This window comes from Natribaculum luteum (assembly GCF_023008545.1).
GTDB lineage: Archaea > Halobacteriota > Halobacteria > Halobacteriales > Natrialbaceae > Natribaculum > Natribaculum luteum.
The window spans coordinates 621,670-641,700 of the sequence record NZ_CP095397.1 but is presented as its reverse complement, the minus strand read 5'-3'; the positions used below and the strand labels follow the sequence as shown (position 1 = coordinate 641,700).

23 protein-coding genes and 4 pseudogenes are annotated in these 20,031 nt (G+C 61.5%); 13 read left to right on the top strand and 14 right to left on the bottom strand.

Annotated features, from left to right (window positions below; all coding sequences use genetic code 11):
* Positions 1-131 precede the first annotated feature (131 nt).
* Both MU558_RS03315 and MU558_RS03310 read right to left on the bottom strand, forming a co-directional pair.
* Positions 132-905 carry an E3 ubiquitin ligase family protein gene (locus tag MU558_RS03315; protein WP_246971936.1) on the bottom strand — a complete coding sequence of 258 codons (774 nt, stop codon included), beginning with the start codon at positions 903-905 and terminating at the stop codon, positions 132-134.
* A gap of 154 nt (positions 906-1,059) precedes the next feature.
* Positions 1,060-1,866, bottom strand: a pseudogene (locus tag MU558_RS03310) (IS630 family transposase).
* A gap of 94 nt (positions 1,867-1,960) precedes the next feature.
* On the opposite strand from MU558_RS03310, the gene MU558_RS03305 reads away from it, so the two are divergent.
* The 3 genes and pseudogenes from MU558_RS03305 to MU558_RS03295 form a co-directional block, all read left to right on the top strand.
* Positions 1,961-2,776 (top strand): IS5 family transposase, encoded by an 816-nt coding sequence (locus MU558_RS03305; RefSeq protein ID WP_246971935.1) that lies wholly within the window; start codon positions 1,961-1,963, stop codon positions 2,774-2,776.
* A 427-nt stretch (positions 2,777-3,203) separates the two neighbouring features.
* Positions 3,204-3,586, top strand: a pseudogene (locus MU558_RS03300) (transposase); the annotation flags it as partial.
* Positions 3,582-3,839 (top strand): annotated as a pseudogene (locus tag MU558_RS03295) (IS5/IS1182 family transposase); the annotation flags it as partial. The pseudogenes MU558_RS03300 and MU558_RS03295, both read left to right, overlap by 5 nt.
* A 50-nt stretch (positions 3,840-3,889) precedes the next feature.
* Here MU558_RS03295 and MU558_RS03290 read toward each other — a convergent pair.
* Positions 3,890-4,867, bottom strand: a pseudogene (locus tag MU558_RS03290) (transposase).
* Positions 4,868-4,887: 20 nt separating this feature from the next.
* On the bottom strand, positions 4,888-6,345 hold the full coding sequence (tnpC, locus tag MU558_RS03285; protein ID WP_246971934.1) for an IS66 family transposase: 1,458 nt from the start codon (positions 6,343-6,345) through the stop codon (positions 4,888-4,890).
* Positions 6,346-6,438: 93 nt separating this feature from the next.
* On the opposite strand from tnpC, the gene MU558_RS03280 reads away from it, so the two are divergent.
* The 4 genes from MU558_RS03280 to MU558_RS03265 all read left to right on the top strand — a co-directional run bounded on the left by MU558_RS03280 (position 6,439) and on the right by MU558_RS03265 (position 8,778).
* Positions 6,439-6,630 (top strand): hypothetical protein, encoded by a 192-nt coding sequence (locus MU558_RS03280; RefSeq protein WP_246971933.1) that lies wholly within the window; start codon positions 6,439-6,441, stop codon positions 6,628-6,630.
* Positions 6,623-7,306 (top strand): restriction endonuclease subunit S, encoded by a 684-nt coding sequence (locus MU558_RS03275; protein ID WP_246971930.1) that lies wholly within the window; start codon positions 6,623-6,625, stop codon positions 7,304-7,306. The genes MU558_RS03280 and MU558_RS03275 overlap by 8 nt, the downstream gene beginning before the upstream one ends.
* Before the next feature lie 280 nt (positions 7,307-7,586).
* Positions 7,587-8,351 (top strand): aldo/keto reductase, encoded by a 765-nt coding sequence (locus MU558_RS03270; protein WP_246971928.1) that lies wholly within the window; start codon positions 7,587-7,589, stop codon positions 8,349-8,351.
* A gap of 31 nt (positions 8,352-8,382) precedes the next feature.
* A complete protein-coding gene (locus MU558_RS03265) occupies positions 8,383-8,778 on the top strand; it encodes a pyridoxamine 5'-phosphate oxidase family protein (RefSeq protein ID WP_246971926.1) in 396 nt (131 codons plus the stop codon).
* A gap of 6 nt (positions 8,779-8,784) precedes the next feature.
* On the opposite strand, the gene MU558_RS03260 is transcribed toward MU558_RS03265, so the two are convergent.
* The 6 genes from MU558_RS03260 to MU558_RS03235 form a co-directional block, all read right to left on the bottom strand.
* Complete coding sequence (locus MU558_RS03260) at positions 8,785-9,519, bottom strand: MBL fold metallo-hydrolase (protein WP_246971924.1); 735 nt, start codon at positions 9,517-9,519, stop codon at positions 8,785-8,787.
* 282 nt (positions 9,520-9,801) lie between these two features.
* A complete protein-coding gene (locus tag MU558_RS03255) occupies positions 9,802-10,569 on the bottom strand; it encodes a Nif3-like dinuclear metal center hexameric protein (protein WP_246971922.1) in 768 nt (255 codons plus the stop codon).
* Between the two features lie 87 nt (positions 10,570-10,656).
* A complete protein-coding gene (gene speB, locus MU558_RS03250) occupies positions 10,657-11,475 on the bottom strand; it encodes an agmatinase (RefSeq protein ID WP_246971920.1) in 819 nt (272 codons plus the stop codon).
* Positions 11,475-11,849: a translation initiation factor IF-5A gene (locus tag MU558_RS03245; RefSeq protein ID WP_246971918.1), complete on the bottom strand. Its 375-nt coding sequence runs from the start codon at positions 11,847-11,849 to the stop codon at positions 11,475-11,477. The genes speB and MU558_RS03245 overlap by 1 nt, the downstream gene beginning before the upstream one ends.
* 259 nt (positions 11,850-12,108) lie before the next feature.
* Entirely contained in the window at positions 12,109-13,176 is a 1,068-nt protein-coding gene (locus MU558_RS03240) for an aminotransferase class I/II-fold pyridoxal phosphate-dependent enzyme (RefSeq protein WP_246971916.1), read from the bottom strand.
* A gap of 120 nt (positions 13,177-13,296) precedes the next feature.
* Positions 13,297-14,349 (bottom strand): enolase-like domain-containing protein, encoded by a 1,053-nt coding sequence (locus tag MU558_RS03235; protein ID WP_246971913.1) that lies wholly within the window; start codon positions 14,347-14,349, stop codon positions 13,297-13,299.
* Positions 14,350-14,373: 24 nt separating this feature from the next.
* On the opposite strand from MU558_RS03235, the gene MU558_RS03230 reads away from it, so the two are divergent.
* Both MU558_RS03230 and MU558_RS03225 read left to right on the top strand, forming a co-directional pair.
* Complete coding sequence (locus MU558_RS03230; protein ID WP_246971910.1) at positions 14,374-14,511, top strand: hypothetical protein; 138 nt, start codon at positions 14,374-14,376, stop codon at positions 14,509-14,511.
* Positions 14,512-14,580: 69 nt separating this feature from the next.
* Positions 14,581-14,754, top strand: coding sequence for a DUF1059 domain-containing protein (locus tag MU558_RS03225; protein ID WP_246971907.1), 174 nt, complete (start codon positions 14,581-14,583; stop codon positions 14,752-14,754).
* A 5-nt stretch (positions 14,755-14,759) separates the two neighbouring features.
* Here the strand turns inward: MU558_RS03225 and MU558_RS03220 are convergent, their stop codons facing one another.
* Positions 14,760-14,915, bottom strand: coding sequence for a hypothetical protein (locus MU558_RS03220; protein WP_246971905.1), 156 nt, complete (start codon positions 14,913-14,915; stop codon positions 14,760-14,762).
* Between the two features lie 35 nt (positions 14,916-14,950).
* Here MU558_RS03220 and MU558_RS03215 point away from each other — a divergent pair, with 35 nt between their 5' ends.
* The 3 genes from MU558_RS03215 to MU558_RS03205 all read left to right on the top strand — a co-directional run bounded on the left by MU558_RS03215 (position 14,951) and on the right by MU558_RS03205 (position 17,396).
* On the top strand, positions 14,951-15,775 hold the full coding sequence (locus MU558_RS03215; protein WP_246971903.1) for a helix-turn-helix transcriptional regulator: 825 nt from the start codon (positions 14,951-14,953) through the stop codon (positions 15,773-15,775).
* A 233-nt stretch (positions 15,776-16,008) separates the two neighbouring features.
* Entirely contained in the window at positions 16,009-16,614 is a 606-nt protein-coding gene (locus tag MU558_RS03210) for an OsmC family protein (protein ID WP_246971901.1), read from the top strand.
* A gap of 11 nt (positions 16,615-16,625) precedes the next feature.
* Positions 16,626-17,396: a methyltransferase domain-containing protein gene (locus MU558_RS03205; RefSeq protein WP_246971899.1), complete on the top strand. Its 771-nt coding sequence runs from the start codon at positions 16,626-16,628 to the stop codon at positions 17,394-17,396.
* 74 nt (positions 17,397-17,470) lie between these two features.
* On the opposite strand, the gene MU558_RS03200 is transcribed toward MU558_RS03205, so the two are convergent.
* Positions 17,471-19,072 (bottom strand): ABC1 kinase family protein, encoded by a 1,602-nt coding sequence (locus MU558_RS03200; RefSeq protein ID WP_246974791.1) that lies wholly within the window; start codon positions 19,070-19,072, stop codon positions 17,471-17,473.
* On the opposite strand from MU558_RS03200, the gene MU558_RS03195 reads away from it, so the two are divergent.
* Entirely contained in the window at positions 19,001-19,153 is a 153-nt protein-coding gene (locus MU558_RS03195; protein WP_246975079.1) for a hypothetical protein, read from the top strand. The genes MU558_RS03200 and MU558_RS03195 overlap by 72 nt on opposite strands.
* On the opposite strand, the gene MU558_RS03190 is transcribed toward MU558_RS03195, so the two are convergent.
* Both MU558_RS03190 and MU558_RS03185 read right to left on the bottom strand, forming a co-directional pair.
* Positions 19,150-19,515 carry an Hsp20/alpha crystallin family protein gene (locus tag MU558_RS03190; RefSeq protein WP_246971898.1) on the bottom strand — a complete coding sequence of 122 codons (366 nt, stop codon included), beginning with the start codon at positions 19,513-19,515 and terminating at the stop codon, positions 19,150-19,152. The two genes, MU558_RS03195 and MU558_RS03190, sit on opposite strands and share 4 nt — an antisense overlap.
* A 99-nt stretch (positions 19,516-19,614) precedes the next feature.
* Entirely contained in the window at positions 19,615-19,890 is a 276-nt protein-coding gene (locus MU558_RS03185; RefSeq protein WP_246971897.1) for a hypothetical protein, read from the bottom strand.
* Positions 19,891-20,031: the final 141 nt, after the last annotated feature.

The window sequence follows — 20,031 nt, the reverse complement described above, 5'->3', positions numbered from 1 at the left end:
CAGATGCTATAGGAAAATTGGAGTCAGATGATCGCCATCCTCGACTTCGCCCATCGTGACCGATAGGCACGTAGAGTGAGTTGAAATTTCATTCTATTAGGTATCAAAGAAGAGGATTTTAACAGAGCCTGTTATATCGATAGGAACGGAGAAACGACCCCAGTCAGTCCAATCACGGTCATGAGTATGCCAGCGGCTAGGAGGACGAGGCCACTACTCCGTTCCTCCTCTATCAGCGTGGCCTCCGACTTATCCGAGAGGATGAAGTCACCGTCGGGCGTCGGCTCGTCAATTACGTACTTGTGATTATCCCAGCCCGCCTCGGTCTCCCTGGCGGTCCCGAGGAGATAGACGTCCTCGCCCGGCTCGAGTGTGCCCTCGAGGTAGCGCCGGCGCTCACCGGTGCTCAATGGGCCGATGTCGATGCCATCCGGGAGGTCGAGTGCGGGCTCGTTCCCGACGTACGTGCGGATCTTTTCTGGTGGGTCGTCGCCGGCTTCGACTTTCCATTCTGTCTGCTCGAGGTTCAACCCGCCGTCTTCCGGGAGGTCGACCAGTACCTCGCTGGTGCCGTCGTCGATGAACATGGGCTCGGCCGTCTGGTCCTCGAAGATGGTCTGCCAGTTGCCCGGACCATTGCCGTCCGAGTGCAATTCCTTGACCTCGACGTGGACGGCTAATTCCTCCGTCCCGTCGATGGGCGACTGCTGGAAGGTCGCGTCGTCGGTCCCGCGTACAGTCCCCTTGACCTCGACCGGCCCTGGTTCCAGATCGCGAATTGCCGTCGTCTCGGTCTCCTCCATCCGAGTGCTCTTTGCACGTTCCGCGCGACCCTTGTTCACCGTGATGAGCCCCACCACGACGAACACGAGACTACTGAGTGAAATGACGAAGCTCTCGACCATTAATTTTCTCAACTAATGCTGCATACTTGAAAACTTTGGGACCGTTCTTGCATGGACTGTTAGCCGCAATACTACCGGCGAAACACTCTCCCGAAAAGATTCCCCTCACTGACTCTGGTAAATCACCATATTGCGTCGGGTTCCATAGTAGAAATTAGAAACAATTACTCGCTTTTGGTATAGTGATCTGGTCAAGAACTGTATCAAGCGCCGTTGTAAGATCGTCGAGTGACTCAAAGAAGCGGTTGCTGAGAGCAGCTTGGAGTTGTCTCCAGCACTCCTCGACAGGATTTAACTCTGGCGAGTATGCCGGTAACGTGACGAAGGCGAGGTCGTCACGGGCCGCCAGGTCCGTGACGGCCGACGCCTGGAAATACGGCGCTCCATCCAGTACGATGAGCAAATCATTCCGAACCTCTTACATAATGAAAGAATGAAATGTTTGGCGTGTTCGGCAGTTACGTACTCTTTGAATTGAGCGAAAAAGCGATCACCGTCTTCAGTGATTGCGCCCAGAAGACACGTCCAGTCGCGTTGGCCGGATAATTCGGCAGACGGCCGCGTGCCGCGGGGAAACCACGCGGCACGCGGCTTGACTTGCACGAATTTCTTGGTTTGATCGATACAGACTACTGTGGCGTCCATCTCCCGCCGCTTTTTTACACTCTTCGCGGAACGATTCTTGCTCGTCAGCATCGGATTCGGCGGCTGTACGGCGTGGTTTTTGATAGACAGTTGCTTCAAACTGCTCTTGCTCAGTTTCCGAGAACTTCCTCTTTCTCCCAGATTGATGAACATCAGTAACAGTCTGCTCAAGCGACTCATCAGTTTCAAGTCGCTTGAGCCAGCTATAGATCGTCTGTCGCTGCACGCCGTCCCACTCGGCGAGTTCAGTCTGTGTGACGCCGTTTTTGTACGCTATTGCGGCTAAGAGCCGTTGTGTCGGCTTTTTTCCGTCCACGTTGTCGAGAGTATCTTACAATGCTCTGTTGAACGCCGACGCCCTCTGCGGATTGTATCGCTGATTTCAGGGGATTTGGACGCCGTCTGGCGATATGGGACGTCTCAGGAACCTCGAACAGACGTTTCACGAGTTCGCCACGACCCACGTAGAAGAACCAGACGTACCCGCCGCGCCGGACGGCGCGGACGGGTACGCCAAGTCCACGAAGATCGCGTTGCTCTTGCTCAAAGAGGAAGTCAACAAGCCGCTCCGGCAGTTCGAGGACTATCTGAACGAGATGCCGGGAATCCTTGCTGTGTTCGGCCTTGAGAAATCACCTGATTACACGTCTTTCAGCGTGTGGGACGGAGAATTCCCGATGAAAGAGTTGCGCCGCCTGCTCCGCCGGTCAGCGGAGCAGGCGGGGCTCTCAGGAACTGCCTCGATCGATGCCAGCGGCTTCCAGCGAGATCAGGCTAGTTCGCACTACCGAAATCGTGTCGGCTACTCGTTCAATGCGATGAAGACAACGCTGCTCGTCGATACGGAGTCACTTGCTATCATGGACGCTCATTTCACCACAAAGAAAGCCTATGACGGTCACATTGGGCTGCAGGTCTTTCGGCGCAACGCCGAAGACCTGCAGGCACTTCTGGCTGACAAGATGTACTCATGGAGCAATCTCCGGGAGGCCTGCCGTGAAGCGTCAACGCGACCAGTGATCAAACACTGTGAGCAAAACGCACTCAAGAAGGCTCACAACGCCAGAATTGACGACGAAGTCTACAATCAACGGTCAATGAGTGAGACCGTATTTGCGATGCTGAAGGACGACGGCGACGAGCTCCGCTCCCGGAGCTGGCATGGCCAGTTCCGGGAGCTCACACGGAAGTGCATCGTCCATAACCTCGCGCAGGCGGCGAGTTAAGGCTCGCCGCCTGCTCCTCTTCTCCGGACGTATTCGAGAGAGGCATCGCCATCGTCCATCTCACACTTCGTGCAGCATCTTGTGAAACTGATGTTTTGATCACTGCACAAGTCGGCTGAAATCGAATCGTCCGATCTCAGAACCTACCGATAGAGCGTAGCTACCGGTGGAAAAGCGAATGTCAAAATTTCTATGACGGCGCTGTCTTGCGTTCAACACTGCATCTTACAACTCTTCGACCGAGATCTCGTCGAGGTGATCCACTGTCTGTCGCAACACTTTACGAGTAAATAATTCTAACGGTTACTATAGGAACACGTGAGTGGTGAGCGCGAGACCAAAACTGTCGGAGACAGTTCGGTCTCGTGCGTGTGCGGGGACGATCCATCTGGCCGTATCTTACTGGTAATGATCCATCCTAATCACTATGAATAGTAACAGTCTGGTGAAATGGACTGAGGATGAGACGAAAGAACGGATTTGCGGCGTGTTAGAAAAGATCCGCGAGCAGAATCCCGGCAAGCGGATTCTGCTTGTCTTGGACAAGCACGGATCACATGTTTGTGAATACACGCGCAGACGCGCCCATCAACTTGGCATTGATCTCGTGTTCCTTCTATCTGAGTCACCGCAGCTCAACCCGATCGAACAGGTCTGGAAACACCTGATGTAGACGATGTCACCGATCATCGTCCAGGACGAAGACGAGTTCCACGAATCTGTCAAGACATATACAAACAAGTGATACAACGAGTCAGCTTCGCCAAGAAGTGGGCAAAGGACTTTCTTGACTTTCAAAAGTTATCTTGATCATCACAGCAGGTTAGTGACAGCTATCACACACAATCCGAGCAACACTAACGACCCGAAAGACATCGAGTACAGGGTCGAAGACCGTGTTGAGGAACATGGAGAGGACGTACAGCTCAAGCAATCCATCTTAGACGTGACATACGATCGCCGTACAGGAGTCGAGCAAGCCAACGATACTTGCAAGGACAGCGGTCTCGGGCGCAAACGTGCCCGAGGCTGCATCTACACACGAGCACAAGTGTTCGTTGCGCAGCCTTGCTGTGGACAAAGGCTACGATTGAGGGTGTCCTACAATTCATCTCATGCCACGAGCTTGGTTCGACCCGGATTTTCACTCTGTTCGTAGTTCGTGATGGCGACGATCATTCGGAGACACAGTCCAAGATACGCTTTTCCCCGCGCATGGACGTGGCCTCGGGAGCGTAGCGTCTCGAGGCCTCCGTCTAAACACGCCCCAAACGTCCGCTCAACTTGTGTTCGACGCTTGTACGTCTCATCAATGATCGAATGTTTGAGCGTCACATCCTCGGTAAATTTGCTGATTCAATCTTCGACGCGGTATTCGATATCGAGTGGATCAGTTGTGTTCCGTGAGTTATACGCGGCGATCGGCACGACTCCTGCTTCCAGCAGGTAGTCGTGCCAGTCGAGGATGTCGTAAGCACTGCCCCCAAGCATCCAGGTCGGATGGCTAACAGCGAGCGCGTCACGCGTGACGCACATCGCTGTCTCCTTCGAGGCCTGTTTCGCCTGCGTAAACTCCGCTGCAATCGGAATCTTTGGCCCTGCCGAAACGATCGCGAGGCCGAACCCGTAGTAGTACTCTTCAGCTGTTGGATCGTAATTCCACGAAGCGTCATCGTTCGACGCGAGAGCTTCGAGATCGGTTAAATCGATACGGAGGGTAGAGTCGAGCAGGCCGCTGCCCGCGGCCTACTCGACGAGGCGGCTGAACACGTCGTCAACGATAAGTCCGAGATCGGTGAGGAAGCGATCGACCGCCGTCGAGAGACGCGGTCGATCGAACCCGCAGCTGAGCCAGACGGCCGTATTCTGGAGTTCTCGGGTGACAGGACGAGGGCCGTAGATCCCCTTGTAGTAGCAGTGAAGAAACCCTCTGAACAGTTGTGGCGGATGATGGTCTCGTGTTCGCCCCCGGCGAGCGGGGACGAACACGTCATACTCACTGAGAAAGTCAAAGTCGAGGTATTCGAAGAGCGGAAGCGTCTCGACCGCCACGAGATTAAAGAACTCGTAGTTGGATAGCGTGACCAGGATTCACCGGCCAGTGATGCCTCTCATCCTAATCTGAGTTCTTGCCCACCGAGGATGGACTGGAGCTGTTCAGGCGGATCAAGTCCTCGTCGTTTCCACGTGGCTAACATGGTCGTAATCGTCTCGTGAATCTGGACCCCTTCGGCTGAGCGGAGGGTCCGGAACATCTTCCGCAGCACAACTTGCTCGCGCAGAGCGCGCTCTGCGCGATTATTCGTCGAATCGACGTCTGGCTCTGTAACGAACGTCAGCCAGTGCCCTAACCCGTTCCTGATCTTCTCGATCAGCTTCTTGACCTCCTGTGCCTCGTAGTCTTCCCTGATCAGGCCTTCCAGATGTAACGACGCCTCCGCCCGCTTTTGCTCGCGGGCGGAGGCGGACGGATCCTCCTCGTCGAACGCCGTTAAATCGTCATGGAGAGCGTGTAACTCCTCAGACAACCTCTCTGCTTCCTCGTACCGTTCAGCAACGTACTCCGCCTCCCGCAACAGATGTGCCCAGCACCGCTGGAGCTTCGTGTGATAGCTCGGATACGCTGACCAACCGTCACAGCTGAGCGTTGAGTCCTCGGCGAAGTCCTCGCCGAGGACGTCCTCTAACACCTGACTTCCACGACTCTCATCAACCCAGAACAGCACTTCTTCGTCAGTAACGAACGTCCACGCCCAGTGTTGCTCTCCGTCAACAGGAAATCCCGTTTCATCGCAGTAGACGACGTCACTTTCCTGAATACGGGCTTTGACATCGTCATACGCGGGTCGCAGCCGGTCTGCGACCCGCTTGGTCAGGTTGTAGATCGTCCGATGAGAGATGGGTGTATCGAGTTCCCAGTCAAACAGCTCCGCCTGTTTACGGTTTGGAAGTCGCTGATGGAACCTACCGAGGGCGGTTTGGGCCATGATATTTGGCCCAAACCGCCCGGTTTCCGGGCAGTCTGGATGTTCAGCAACGACTTCGTTTCCACAGGAACAGCGGTGTTTGCCGAGTTCGTACTCGACGACAGTGGTTGGAATAGGGAGAGGTATGTCGATAATCGTCCGTGAGATGTAGCTGTCCGGGTTAGAGAGGATTTGCTCACAGTCTGGGCAATATCCCTGATCGACTCGAATAGTCTCCTCTGGTTCCGGAGGCGGTCGAGTTGTTCCTTCGTGACCTTCGTCACGTCCTGGAGAGGAGCCGCTGGCGGCGTCAGCGTCGCCGCCAGCGTCGTCCCCTTGGTCTTCGTTCTCTTCCTCGTCGCTGTCATCGTTGCCAGGTGATCCAGCCACGCCACCCTGCTTACTGGGAGGTGTGTTTGGGTTTTCGTACCGCTTGAGGCGAGCCTCAAGTTGTTCGATCTGCTGTTGTTTTGCAGTGATCTGACGACGAAGAAGTCGGTTCTCAAGCTCTTTGACGACGAGTTGCTGGCGGAGATGCGTACTGTTCTCGGTGCGGATCGTGGAATCTATCGATTCCAGCGATCCGCTAACCCCCAGCGACACACTTGATTCACCATTGAGAGACCATTCATGAGACTGCTACGAAATCGGTCTGACGGCAAATCGCTATCCAACTACAGCGAAAGATACCACTCGGTGTCGTTTGATGAAATTGAAGACACCGAGTACTCACTAAATTACAAGGACTACATTGAGTTCGACAACGGAGAAGAACTCCCTGAGCCAGAGGAATTGCTGACAGAACTGATGTCTCTACAGGAATTAATGATGGAAAGTACAGAGCAAGTTATGACTGAGATTGAGGAAAATGGAGGTCAGGATGATTGAAGAAATACCAGAGCACTGGAGATGGGAGAAAGCGGAGGATGTCTGCGACTACATTCAACGAGGAAAGCAACCGGAGTATTCTGAGGATGGCGAAGTACAAATTATCAATCAGAAATGCATTTACTGGGATGATATCTATCTGGAGAACGCTCGACGTTTAGCAGAAAGTCATCGACCAAAATGGCAGGAATATCGTTATCTCCAGAAGGGGGATGTTTTAGTGAACTCTACAGGGGTTGGTACGGTGGGCAGAGCACAGGTATTCCCTGGTAGTGATGAACCCTTTGTCGTAGATGGGCACGTGACGATTATGCGAACATCTGACACCTTACTTCCTCGATTCTTGTGGTATTTCCTCCGCTCTGAGTCGGGACAAGACCAAATCAATGCAGCGGGTAGCACTGGTCAAATCGAATTGAGAAAAAAGGATGTTCTGGATATGAATATTCCGGTCCCACCGATTGAGGAGCAGGAACGTATCGTGAACAACCTTGGTAGTCTCTTTGAGAAAATCGAGGATGCAAAAGAAGCAAAAGAACGTCTCGAAGAGATTATCGAGATTTTACCACAGTCTGTATTAAATAAAACTCTAAGGGGAGAGCTTGCAGAGTTCGATGAGGAGGATACATTCCCTGGCGAACAGGACGACCAAAGCGCTATTCAAGAATTCCAATAAGAGAGAGGCTCGAATTCAGGGGTATCATTTTGTAATCGATGAGCGAAATGAAGGGTCGGTAATTGTTCGGCCTCGGCACTCATAGGGCTCGTCACCACCGGATGCCGAGTCCGGCTCGGAACGGGTGCATCGTCATCGGCCGGGCGGAACTACGGACGGGCTCCAGAAGACAGTTCGGGTGTCCGTTCGTCTTAGCCAAAAATTACGAACCGTCGACGGCGACGCGCGACACCGGCGTCGAAACGCGAGGCTTCTTGTCCACGCCACCGGGAGTACGCCCATGGACTTCCCACCCGTCGGGCTCGGGACGATGGGGATCGAGGACCCGGCCACGATCACGACGGCACTCGAGGTCGGCTACCGGCACCTCGATACGGCACAGATCTACGGGAACGAAACCGTCGTCGGCGAGGGAATCGCTCGCAGCGACGTCTCCCGCGAAGAGCTGGTCGTGGCGACGAAAGTGTGGGCGGACAGCCTCGCACCCGACGACGTCCGTCGGACGATCGACGAGAGCAGCGACCGACTGGGACTCGAGTCCGTCGACCTGCTGTACGTCCACCGACCGATCGAGGCCTACGAGCCGGCGGCGACCCTGCCGGCGTTCGACGCGCTCCGCGGGGAGGGGCGGATTCGAAGCGTCGGCCTGAGCAACTTCTCGGTCGCCGACCTCGAGACCGCCCGCGAGATCCTCGAGTCGCCGATCGCCGCCCACCAGGTCGAGTTCCACCCGCTGTTCCAGCCCGACGGAGCGCTCGAGCACGCCCGCGAGCACGACTACCCGCTGGTGGCGTACTCGCCGCTGGCCGGCGGCCGCGTCCGCGAGGTCGAGGAAGTGGTCGCGGTCGCGGAGAAACACGAGACGACGCCGGAGGCGGTGGTGATCGCGTGGCTGTGTGCGAAAGAGAACGTGGTGGTGATCCCGAAAGCGAGCAGTCGGGCGCACCTCGAGGCGAACCTCGCCGCACGGGAGCTGGAACTCGAGACTGGAGATCTCGAGTCGATCGACGGGATCGAGCGCACCGAGGAGCTGTTCCCGGAGTGACGGCGGTGAAAGCTTTGCCGTCGGATGCCCTATGTGGATCGTGACCGAGCTCCCGCCCGAGGCCGAACGACTGCTCGAGAGCGAACCGCTGATGGCTCACCTGGCGACCAGCGTCGACGATCGGCCACACGTCGCGCCGGTCTGGTACCGCTACGACGCGGGGACTGTCGAGATCGTGACCACGGGCCGAAAACTCGAGAACGTCCGCGAGAACCCGCGGGTCGCCCTCTCGATTCAGAAAGACGAGGGCGGCGACGCCCGGTGGATGGTGACGCTGCGTGGCACCGCGACGGTCGTCGAGGACGAGGTGGCGACCCGCGAAGCCCGCCGTCGTATCAACGCGAAGTACGGGGCGGAGCCGGACGCGTACGCGGACAACGCGCTCGTTCGCATCGACGTCGGCTCCGGGACGTACCGGACCTACTGATCGACGTCACAGAGTAATTCGTTCCCCGTCTTCGGGAACGTGGACGCCCTCCGTCTCCGATCGCAGTTCGTCGCGCGTGAGAAGGCAGTGGTTGATCGCCTCCATGTGAACGACGACGACCGTGGCGTCGGTGGCGTCGCGGACGGCGTCGACGTCAGAGACGCCCATCGTGATGGGGTCGCCCCGATTGAATCGTGCTTCGCCGCCGTTGAGAACGACGAGATCGGGCTCGAAGCGCTCGAGCGTCCGTTCGACCCCGTCGTACCAGACCGTATCCCCGGCGAGGTACAGCGTCGCGTCGGCTTCGAAGACGAACCCCGAGACCGGTCCCATCTCCTCGGCTAGCTCTCCGTGTCCGTGTCGGGCGGGCGTCCGGTGAATGGTTACGTCGCCGAACGACGACTCGTCGTCGACGGGTCGCACGTCGGAAAAGCCCTCCTCGAGGAAGTCGCCTTCCTCTTCGGGCTGACAGAACACGGGGACGTCCGCGTCGAGTTCGGCTTTCGCCGCCTCGTCGAAGTGATCGAGGTGACGATGGGTGACGACCACGGCGTCGTAGGACAGTTCGACGTCGGGCATCGGAACGAGCGGATTCTCACGATCGTTCGGCGTCTCCGGGATGGGCGGTACGTCGCCCGGAGACGCGAACATCGGATCGACGAGGAACGTCGTCTCACCGACGGTCGCGAGGAGGGTAGCGTTCCGTACGAGACGAATGCTGATGTCGAGGTCGCTCGGCATACACGAGAATCATCGGTGAGCGTAGGGTTATACTTCTGGACAACACGGCTGGGACGTCGATCGCACTCGAGACGCCCTCGGCAACGGCGACAGCCGTCGAGACGCGATCGGGTATGCACTGACTGTTATCCGGTAGTAGCAGGAGTTGCTTGGAAATCGACAGTGAGGCCGAACTCGTGGGCAGTGTCGCGCTCGTTCGCTCGTCGAGCGTAACCCGACGGGACGCGTCGACTCACGTCAGATGCGACGAGCAGTGTGACACGACAACGAGACCGATACGCCCTAGAGGCCGGTCGGCACGTCGAGGTACGTCGTCTCGAGATCCCACTCCTCGATCAGGTCCTGTAGCGCCCGGACGCCGAACGTCTCGGTCGCGTAGTGGCCGGCGAGGAAGACGTTGATCCCGGCTTCCTTCGCCTCGTGGTAGGCCTTCCCCTTCCCTTCGCCGGTCACGAGCGCGTCTGCGCCCACGTCGACCGCCTCGTCGAGCCAGTCGACCCCGCTGCCGGTGACGATCGCTACGTCCTCGATCTCGTCCGGGCCAAAGTCGAGGACTCGCACCGGGCGACCGCCCGTGTCGAGGTCGGCCTCGAGGCGCTCGCAGAGTTCCGCGGGCGCGTAGGAGTCGACGGCGGTCCCGCGCTGGCCGACGTATTCGGGGCCGAGTTCGCCGAACGGGGCGCGATTCTCGAGTTCGAGCACGTCCGCGACGCCAGCCGCGTTGCCGAGTTCCTGGTGGCCGTCCAGCGGAAGGTGCGAGACGTACAGTGCGAGGTCGTTCGAAAACAGCGGCTCGAGGCGGTCGTAGGTTCGGCCGGTGACGCGATCGAACCCACCCCAGGAGAGGCCGTGGTGGACGACGAGGGCGTCGGCGTCCGCCTCGATTGCCGCCTCGAACGTCTCGAGGACGCCGTCGACGGCGACGGCGACGTGCTCGACGGTTCCCTCGTCGGGGCCGACCTGCAGTCCGTTGGCGCTCGCGTCGAGGTCGGCGTAGTCGGCGGTACGCAGCTCCGCATCCAGTCGGTCGACGAACTCCGAAAGCTCCATGGGCGTCGGTGCGGGCTCGAGTGGCTTGTATCCGGCTGATCGGCAGCCGACTCGAGGCCGGTTCGACGGCGGGCGTCTCGAGATCGCCTACGACCGCGCGTCGGCGTGTGAGAAGACGAACTCCCGCAGGAGTTTCCCGGCGAGCGCCGCGGCCTGGCCGTCGTCGCGGTCGTTGACCTCGACCACGTCGAAGCCGGTCGCGTGCGGGGCGACCTTGCGGACGACGTCGCGCATCTCACGTGGGGTCAGCCCGAACGGTTCCATCGTCCCCGTTCCCGGCGCGTAGGCCGGGTCCGCCCCATCGATGTCGACGCTGAGGTAGACCTCGCGGCCTGCGAGTCGGTCGCCGAGCGAGACGTCGGCGACGTCCTCGGGCGAAACGACGGTCACGTCGTCTTCGGCCGCGCGGTTCCACTCTTCTTCGCTGCCCGTCCGTGCGCCGAGGACGATCGCTTCCTCGACGCCGTCCTCCTCGAGGATCCGCCGTGTCACGGCAGCGTGGCTCAGTGGGTTGCCGTCGTACTCCTCACGCAAGTCGAGGTGGGCGTCGAGGCAGACGAACACCTCGGGGTCGACCGCGCGGACGCCCGCGGCGGAGATCGCGTGCTCGCCGCCGAGCGCGAGGGGGACGGCGTCGTCCCAGACGACGTCGCGCAGCGTTCCCTCGAGGAACTCGAGGTACTCGGCGGCGTCGTCCCACGCGTAGACGTCGCCGTGGTCGTGGACGCCCAGTTCCGAGAAGTACTGGTCCGTCCGGTAGTCGTAGTCGTCGTACGTCTCTCCAAAAGTCCGGATTCGCCGGGGGCCAAAACGGGTTCCCGGCTGAAAGGTCGTCGATACGTCCAGGGGCGCACCGACGACCACGAAGTTCGCGCCCTCACGGTCGGCGGTCGCCCCGGGAAACATTAGACGATCTTTCGCTGGTCTTCCATCTCGAGGAATTCGATGTTGTCGTCGGGCGAGACGTCTTTGTCCTCGGGGACGCGCATCGTCATCGTCTCGTAGGTTTCGAGGTCCATCACCTGCATGTCGTCGCCGTCGACGGAGACGACCTGGCCCTGTTTGCGTTCGATGATCGGGACCCAGATCTTCGCGTCGACGGGCTGGGAGAGCGATCGTTTCTTGCCGTCGAAGACGCCCTTGGCCTCGATGCGAGCCTTGGCGCTGCCGTGTTTGCCGGGTTTGGCCGTGCTGTAGGCGTTGATCTTGCACGCGGCGTCATCGATCATCACGTAGCTACCTTCCTGGAGGTCGCGAACTTCTTGCTGCTGTTTCGCCATGTCCCGGGGTAATCAACCGAGGGGCATAAACCGTTTGAAACTGAGCGCCTCTACGGGTTCGATTCGCTAACACGTCTCTGCAGATCGGTCCGTGGCACTCGAATACGAACTGGGACGGCCCGGCCGACCGCCCCGAACCGACCCGCGACGAGAGACGACCGGCACCCTCAGCGAAGGTGAAGCCACGACAGGTACTGGGGCAGGGATACGAAAAGGCACACCGCGCCACCGGTGGAGTGAATCGTGTCGTCCAGTAGTGTCAGTCCGCGATCACTCGCCCGACCCGCTCGAGTCCCACCTCGAGTTCGTCGGTCGGGAGGCCGAAGCCGATCCGGAAGTAGCCAGGGTAGCCGAACAGGTCGCCGGGCGCGAGGACGACGCTCTCTTCTTCGACGACGGTCCGGCAGAACTCCCGGCCGTTCTCGAACCCCTCGGGGACGGTGACGAAGCCGTTGACGCCGACGGGATCGTACCACTCGAGGTCGTGTTCCTCGAGGAACGCCCGAACCCGGTCGCGGTGGTCGGCGGCGAGTGCACGGTTCTCCGCGAGGACGTCGTCCTCCTGGTCGCCCAGCGCCTGTTTCGCGACGTGCTGGCCGAACAGGCCGGGCGAGATGGTCGTGTAGTCCTTCCAGTTCCAGGCGGCGTCGACCACCTCGCGGTCGCCGACGAGCCAGCCAAAGCGGAGGCCGGCGAGTCCGTAGGCTTTCGTGAGGCTGGTCGTCGAGAGGCCGTGTGGCCCCATGCTCGCGACCGGCGGGAGGGGGTCCTCGGCGAGCAGCCGGTAGACCTCGTCACAGAGCAGGTAGGCGTCGTTGTCCGCGGCGAGGTCGTACAGCGCCTCGACGTTCTCGAGCGGGTGGTACCGTCCCGTCGGGTTGTTCGGGTTGTTGAGCACGATCACGCTCGTCTCGGGGCGGATCGCGTCGGCGACCGCGTCGATGTCGAGTTCCCACTCGGGGGGCTCGAGTGCGACTCGCGTGACGTCGCCGACGGCCTCCGGGACGGCGTGAAGCGCCTGGTAGGTCGGGGTCACGACGACCGCGTGGTCTCGTTCGCCGGTCAAAAGCGACAGAAACGCCAGGAAGTTCGCCTCCTGGGTCCCGCAGGTGAAGAGGACTTCGTCGGCCTCGCGGTCGTACCGCGCGGCGACGTCGGCACGGAAGTCGGGGTCGCCGTTCGTCGGGATCACGTAGCCGAGGTCGCCGGGGTCCGTGTCGAAGCGACTCGCGGGAAGGCTCCTGATTCCGCTCTCGGCGAGCATGACGTCCGCCTCGTGTTCGTACTTCGCGAACCACCGCTCGAGGCCGAAGGGTTCGATCTGCATGCCAGGTCGTAGGCGAGCGCGGAGGGAAATACTCACCGTCGGCGGCCCGAGACAGAGAGTCGACGACGAGTCCTGCGAACGGGCGTCGACGCCCGAACTCGACGGCCGATAACGCCGACGTCAGGACCAGCGAAAACCGACCGGCTCGGCAGGCGGCTCGAGCGGGCTCGCCGGCAACGTCTCGGGGAGGTCGGGTTCGTTGTACCGACGCGGTGCAAGGTCGTTGGGACCGTCGGGGTAGAAAAGCGACGCCAGCAACTGGTTCTGGCCGCGACCGACGTCGAGTTCGAACTGTCCGCCGCCGTAGCAGGCAATCTCGCGCTCCTCGCAGTAGGCGATCGTCTCGAGCAGCGACTCGAGCGAGCCGAAGCGAGAGGGTTTGACGTTGCACCACGACGGCTCCCACGGCAGGGCCTCGAGGTCGTCGATCCCGTGGATCGGCGCGTCCCACGACACCCGCTCGCGGACGGCCGGATCCTCGAGCAGCGGTCGCGTCTCGTCTGTCAGCGCCGGGTCTTCGACGACGGCGTCGGGGAACGACTCGAGGACGAGGTCGTAGAGGTCGCGGTCGGCGGGGACGTCGACCTCGGTGCCCTCGTACTGGCCTTTCAGGTCGAGGATGTGAACCGCGTCGGTCGCCGCGAGGTCGGCGACGAGCGCGTCGTCCCACTCCGGGGTCGGATCGAGTTTGAGTTCGAGATCAGGCACGCGCTCGTGTAACGCGTCGACGCGGTCGCTCGTCGGCGGGTCGCCAAGGCGCGTGCTGGCGACGAACCGCACTGGATCGGGCGACCGGCCGAGTGCCGTCGCGAGGTCGGTGTCGGCCTGCCGGAGCGCCAGGTCGAGCGCCGCGCTCTCGAGGGACCACCGTCGGTAGTTGCGGAACACCTCGCGGTCGGGCGCGCCCGCCGGGAACAGGTCGCAGTCGCCGACGTGCGCGGAGAACGACTCGAGGGTGTACTCCCCTGTGAGGTCGGGAAGGCCGGTTTCGGCGAGCGCGTCGTGTTCGTCGGCGTCGTAGGTGACGTCTTCGCCTCTGCCGACTGCGCCGTCGCCAGCGAGCGAGACGAGCGTCGTCACGCGGGTAAAGTCACTCGAGGTCTCCCGTTCGCGTCGCTCGAGGGTCACCGAGTCGATCGACAGCGGCAGGTCTGCAAGCCGGTCGAAGCTCATGATACCTTCTCGGTCTCGACAGAAATGAACGTTTCACCTGGCTATCTCGTTCGACCGTGGGCCGACGACGTGCTCGTGCTCGGACGAGAGCGGCCGACGGAACGGATGGCACCGGGCCGGCAACCGGTGACCGCCGATCATCGGCTGCACGACCGGCAGTGAATGCCGGCCGTTCATCAGATAGTTACCTACTCCTCGTCCTCGTAGCGTTTCTCGCGGAAGGTGATCCTCATGGCAAAAGCCCACCGTCTCGACTGTGAGAAAGAAGCCGCCGACTGCCGGTTCGTTATCCAGTCGGAAAACGAATCTGAAGCCGTCGAACTGGCCAGAAGTCACATGAAAGAAGTACACGGGCAGGACTTCACGGACGACGAACTCAGAGCCGAGTACATGGAAACCGTCTAGACGCCTCAGGCGGCGCGGTTTCCAGCTGGCTCCTCGTCTCGTCGCAGCGGTCGCGTCGACTGGACGAGCGATCCCCGACACCGGGTCGCCTGCACGTCGACGGCTGCGCGGACGAGCGGATCGATTTTCGGGCTGGAGACCGGTAATCGCTGGCCGAGCACCGAATAGCTATACCACCGGTGGACGTACGTCTTCCATGGGCAACGTTACCATGGTACACGATACTGCCGAGTCGACGTTCGACGACATCGCGTACCTCACCCGATCCGAACACCGTGTCCCGACGCTCGTCGCGCTGAGTATCCGGCCGCGGAGTCGGTCCGAACTCTGGGAGATGACCGGAGTGTCGTCGTCGACGATCCGTCGAACGCTTCGAGAGTTCGAGAAGCGAAACTGGATCCGCAGGGAGGGATACCAGTACGAGACGACGCAACTCGGCACGTTCATCGCGTCCGCGATGGAGGAACTGATCGAACGGATCAAAACCGAGCGAAGGCTTCGTGACGTCTGGAACTGGCTTCCCGGCGAGGATAGCGGGTTCACGATCGAGATGTGTTCCGACGCGGTCGTGACGGTCGCCGAGTCGGACGACCCGTATCGGCCGGTGACTCGATTCGTCTCCCTGTTCGAGGAGACGGACCGGTTTCGCTTCGCCGGATTCGACGTGGCTCTGCTCGAGCCGTGTAAGGACGAACTCTGTCGACAGATCGTCGACGGCATGCAGACGGAACTCATCAACCCGCCTCGAGTCGCCACCTACATTCGGTCGACCCACCCGGAACTCTTCTCGGAGGCGTTAGCGAGCGGTAATCTTACGGTCCGATTACACGACGACTTGCCCTCTTTCGGGGTCGGCCTCTTCGACCGTCGCGTCGTGGTCAGCGGCTACGATCCCGACGGCGTGATGGTCCGTGTGGTCGTCGATACCGATACGGCGGAGGCTCGCGAGTGGGCGGAGTCGACGTACACGGCCTACCGTCGTAAAACGCCGACCGTCCCGCTCGAGTCGATCGAGGGGTGACGACACTGGCCATGGCCGCATTCTCGACGACGCTGCCGATCTCGGCCGCCTCGCCCGCCGTGGGGTACCGTCGGCGGCGTGGATCGGCTGCCGAGCCACCGAGTAGACGGCACCCGGCTGGCAACGGCTGGCCTCCCAGCGGTTGCACGGACGGCAGTGGCTGCCGAAATGTCACTAGATAGTTATCCAATCCGCGTTCTCGTACCCTCTCCCGCCGGAGGCGACACAGAACCATGACCGACGACAAGCGGATCGAACACGGTATCGACCTCGAGACGCTCGAGGGGTTCGCCGAACACGCGGCCGAACACCCCGAAGACGTACAGCTCGGACTCGGAGCGTCCGCGACCTACGAGGGGACGTGTGCCCACAGTCTGGCGAAGGTGGACAGCTACGTGCTCGGTGACGAGACGATCGACCGCGAGACCCGCGAGTACACGATCCCGTACGGCGGCTGGAAGGAAGTGCTGGAGGCCGGGGGCTGGGTCGGCGCGACCGACCGAATGGAACCGATCGAAGCCGCGCTCTCCGCGCTGGCGGCCTGCATCAACGTCGGCATCACCGTCAACGCCGTCGCCAGCGGCGTCGACGTCGAGCACCTCCAGACGCGAGTTCGGACCGACTTCGACCCGGGCGTCCTCTTCAGCCTCGCGGACCTCGAGGAGGCCGGCACCGTCTTCGAGAACACGACCGCGGAGGTCGAAATCGAAGCCGACGGACTCGACCCGGACATGATCGACGAGTGGGCACGACGCGCCCCCGTCTACACGCTCGTCTCGCGCAACCAGGACGTCCACCTGACCGTGAACACGCCCGCGGAAGTAGCGGGCGACGACTGACCGGAGTGCCGATGAACGATTCACTCGACACCAGGAAACTCGAGCGGGAGGTCAAGAACATCTACCGGGACGTCGCCGAGACGCCGACCGAGGAGTTTCACTTCGAGACGGGACGCGAGCTGGCAGAACGGCTGGGCTATCAGCCGGCCGAACTCGACCGGGTCCCGACGGACGCCACGGCGTCGTTCGCCGGCGTCGGCTACCACTTCGACCTCGCCGACGTCCAGGAGGGCGACGACGTGCTCGACCTGGGGAGCGGGTCGGGGACGGACGCCTTCGTCGCGGCGCTGTACGCGGGCGAGACCGGGAGCGTGATCGGGCTGGACATGACCGACGAACAGCTCGAGAAGGCCCGGGCGTTGCGAGACGAGGCGGGAATGTCCACCGTCTCCTTCGAGCGAGGGTACGTCGAGGAACTGCCGTTCGAAGACGGGTCGTTCGACGTCGTGATCTCGAACGGCGTCATCAACCTCTCGCCGAACAAGCGGCGGGTGTTCGAAGAGGCCGGTCGCGTGCTCACCGGGGATGGGCGACTCGTCCTCTCGGACGTCATCAGCGAGCGCCAACTGCCAGAGAGCATCAAGACCGACGCGGATCTCTGGGCGGCGTGTATCGGTGGAGCCGAACAGATCGATCGCTACACGGCCACGATCGAAGACGCCGGGTTCGAACTCCAGGAGGTCCGGAACAACGACCAGTACGAGTTCACCTCAGACCAGGCGACGAACGCGTGCCAGAAGTACGGGGTGAAAAGTGCCTCGCTAGTCGCTCGCGTTCGGTGAGTCACGCGGCCGGCCCGACGCTCTCCCGCGTGCTCGAGTCAGACGGATCACGCCCACGCCACGAGCGTCGTGACCTACTCTTCCTCGCGTCGCTGCCGGAGGTTCTGCCTGGTGAACTGCGGTTTCGCGCGGATCGACCGCGGCTTGCGAAACGACCGGTACAGCAAGACGGTGAGGACGGCCGAGAAGACCGCCGCGACGACCGACGCCTCGGGCGCCTCGAGCGCGTAGAGGACACCCATCGAGAACAGCCCCATCGTGAGCAAGAGGCCGTAGATGAGCCGCTTCGCGAGTTTGTCGAAATTCCCCTGCGAGTCCTCGACGTCGACGCGGACGTAGAAGTCGTCGCGGTCGATCCGGCCGAGGGTTCGGTCGACTTTCGGCGGAATCTGGACGAGCGCCTCGGCGGACCGCTGGAACTGCTGGCCCGACTCCTCGAGGATGCGACGGATCGACTCCTCGCGGTAGCCCTGCTCGGTGAGGTAGTCGGTCGCGGTCGCGATGAAGTCGAAGTCGGGATCGAGGGTGACGCAGACGCCCTCGACGACCGTGGCGACCCGGAGGACGAGCGCGAGGTTCGCCGGCAGCCGGAAGGGAAACTCGTAGATCGAGTCCTCGATTTGGCCGACGATCTGCTGAACGCGGTACTGTTCGATGTCCTCGCCGCGAGCGTCGGCGATGGCGAGTTCCATCACCTCGGCCATCACTGCCCGGTCGGCCTCCGGGCTGAGCGTGCCGATCTCGATGAGGGCGTCGAGGATCGCGTCGATGTCCTGGTTTGCGACCGCGATGTAGAACTCGACGATCTTCTCCTGGACGAACTCGTCGACCCGGCCGCTCATCCCGAAGTCGTAGAAGACGATCCGCCCCTCGTCGGTCACCGCGAGGTTTCCCGGGTGGGGATCGGCGTGAAAGACCCCGTCGTCGATGATCATCTGCAGGTACGACCGCTGGAGGTTCTCCGCGATGCGCCCGCGGTCGATCCCTTTCTCGTCTAGGGTCTCGACGTCGTTGATCTTCGTCCCCCCGGCGTACTCCATCGTGAGCACGCGCGGCCCGGAGTGAGAGTCGACCACCTCGGGGATCAGAAAGCGGTCGTCGTCGGCGAAGTTCGCCCGGATCTCCGTGAGCATCGTCGCCTCGCGCTCGTAGTCCATCTCCTCGCGGATCGTCTTGGCGAACTCGTCGGCCAGGTTTTCCAGCGAGAACGCGCGCGACTCGTCGACGAAGTACATCAGGATCGGCATCGACCACCGGATCACCAGGAGGTCGGCCTCTACAAGGTCCTCGATGTTCGGCCGGCGGATCTTGACCGCGACGTCCCGGCCGTCGATCGACGCCCGGTAGACCTGTCCGAGGCTCGCACCGCTTATCGCGTCGGTGTCGAACTCGTCGAATCGCTGCCCGACGGGGCCGAGTTCGTCCTCGAGGACTTCCTTCGCTGCCGACCACTCGGCCGGCGGCACCTCGTCTTGCAGCGCCGAGAGCACGTCGATGTACGCGGGCGGGAGGACGTCCGGCCGGGTCGAGAGCAACTGCCCGAGTTTGATGAACGTCGGACCGAGCGTCAGCAGTGATTCGAGTAACACCTCGGCGCGACGGCGGTGGGTCTCGGGATCGACCGGACGCGGTCGACCGAACAGCAGGAACCGCCGGCGATCACGGGCGTACGCCAGCAACAGCGGGAGGAAGTGCCACGCGACGACGACGAACCGTCGATACGCGCGGAGGAGAGCCAGACGTACTCACCTCGTTAGGCGTCCTCGCTCTCGACGACGTCGATCGTCGTCTCCTCGGCAGTACCGCGTTTCGGAAGTTGCAACTCGAGGACGCCACGGGAGACCGACGCCTCCGCCTCCGTCTCGGTCGCGTCCGCCGGCAGCGGCAGGTCGACCTCGAGGAACATCGACCGGTTCTCCTCGAGGTAGCGGTAGTCGCCGGGGACGTCTTTCTCGCGCTGGGCCTCGATCGAGATGTGTCCGTCCTCGACGGTGAGGTCGAGCGTCTCCGCGGAGACACCTGGCAGGTCGAGGACGAGGAGGTACGCGTCGTCGCTCTCGAGGAGATCGAAAAACACCGCGTCCGAAAGGTTCCGCAAGGCATCGCGGAGTGCTGACATACGCATAGATTGGGTCGCCGATACGAAAAAGGCCGCGGTAGCGGGCGATCGTGGCGGCGAGCCGAAGCCACCGTGGCAGCGAAGCCGCCGTGGCAGCCGTCACGGCCACACGCGCAACGGCCACCAGTCTGCGACCCGTTTGACGGCTCGCGTCACCGGGAACGGTCGATCCCGGAAGACGGCGCTGGCGAGTCCGAAGCCGATCGTGACTGCGAAGACGAGGGTGGCGACGAGCGCCGTCACGACCACCGGACGGTCGACGCTCACGAACGGTTCGGTCACGAAAACGAAGACGAGACCGGTGACGACCGCCGTTGGCACGAACGCGTCGACGACGCTCAACAGGACGATCCCCACGGCACGTCCGACTCGCATACCCAGCCGTCGCACGCTCTCGTGAAAAGTGTATTCATCCAGTAGATCTCGAGTTCGGCCCGGTCGTGACGCACTGCCGACGATGGCGAACGGCCACCGAACGTCCCGCACGTTTTTGCCGTCGGCACACCCGAGATACGG

Bases quoted from the DNA above. Each gene is read 5' to 3' on its own strand.
- MU558_RS03315 (WP_246971936.1), bottom strand. From the start codon at position 905: ATGGTCGAGAGCTTCGTCATTTCACTCAGTAGTCTCGTGTTCGTCGTG.
- MU558_RS03215 (WP_246971903.1), top strand. From the start codon at position 14,951: ATGGGCAACGTTACCATGGTACACGATACTGCCGAGTCGACGTTCGAC.
- MU558_RS03240 (WP_246971916.1), bottom strand. From the start codon at position 13,176: ATGCAGATCGAACCCTTCGGCCTCGAGCGGTGGTTCGCGAAGTACGAA.
- MU558_RS03255 (WP_246971922.1), bottom strand. From the start codon at position 10,569: ATGGAGCTTTCGGAGTTCGTCGACCGACTGGATGCGGAGCTGCGTACC.
- speB (WP_246971920.1), bottom strand. From the start codon at position 11,475: ATGTTTCCCGGGGCGACCGCCGACCGTGAGGGCGCGAACTTCGTGGTC.
- MU558_RS03270 (WP_246971928.1), top strand. From the start codon at position 7,587: ATGGACTTCCCACCCGTCGGGCTCGGGACGATGGGGATCGAGGACCCG.
- MU558_RS03275 (WP_246971930.1), top strand. From the start codon at position 6,623: ATGATTGAAGAAATACCAGAGCACTGGAGATGGGAGAAAGCGGAGGAT.
- MU558_RS03230 (WP_246971910.1), top strand. From the start codon at position 14,374: ATGAACGTTTCACCTGGCTATCTCGTTCGACCGTGGGCCGACGACGTG.
- MU558_RS03260 (WP_246971924.1), bottom strand. From the start codon at position 9,519: ATGCCGAGCGACCTCGACATCAGCATTCGTCTCGTACGGAACGCTACC.
- MU558_RS03190 (WP_246971898.1), bottom strand. From the start codon at position 19,515: ATGTCAGCACTCCGCGATGCCTTGCGGAACCTTTCGGACGCGGTGTTT.
- MU558_RS03225 (WP_246971907.1), top strand. From the start codon at position 14,581: ATGGCAAAAGCCCACCGTCTCGACTGTGAGAAAGAAGCCGCCGACTGC.
- MU558_RS03245 (WP_246971918.1), bottom strand. From the start codon at position 11,849: ATGGCGAAACAGCAGCAAGAAGTTCGCGACCTCCAGGAAGGTAGCTAC.
- MU558_RS03305 (WP_246971935.1), top strand. From the start codon at position 1,961: ATGGGACGTCTCAGGAACCTCGAACAGACGTTTCACGAGTTCGCCACG.
- MU558_RS03185 (WP_246971897.1), bottom strand. From the start codon at position 19,890: ATGCGAGTCGGACGTGCCGTGGGGATCGTCCTGTTGAGCGTCGTCGAC.
- MU558_RS03210 (WP_246971901.1), top strand. From the start codon at position 16,009: ATGACCGACGACAAGCGGATCGAACACGGTATCGACCTCGAGACGCTC.
- MU558_RS03205 (WP_246971899.1), top strand. From the start codon at position 16,626: ATGAACGATTCACTCGACACCAGGAAACTCGAGCGGGAGGTCAAGAAC.
- MU558_RS03265 (WP_246971926.1), top strand. From the start codon at position 8,383: ATGTGGATCGTGACCGAGCTCCCGCCCGAGGCCGAACGACTGCTCGAG.
- MU558_RS03235 (WP_246971913.1), bottom strand. From the start codon at position 14,349: ATGAGCTTCGACCGGCTTGCAGACCTGCCGCTGTCGATCGACTCGGTG.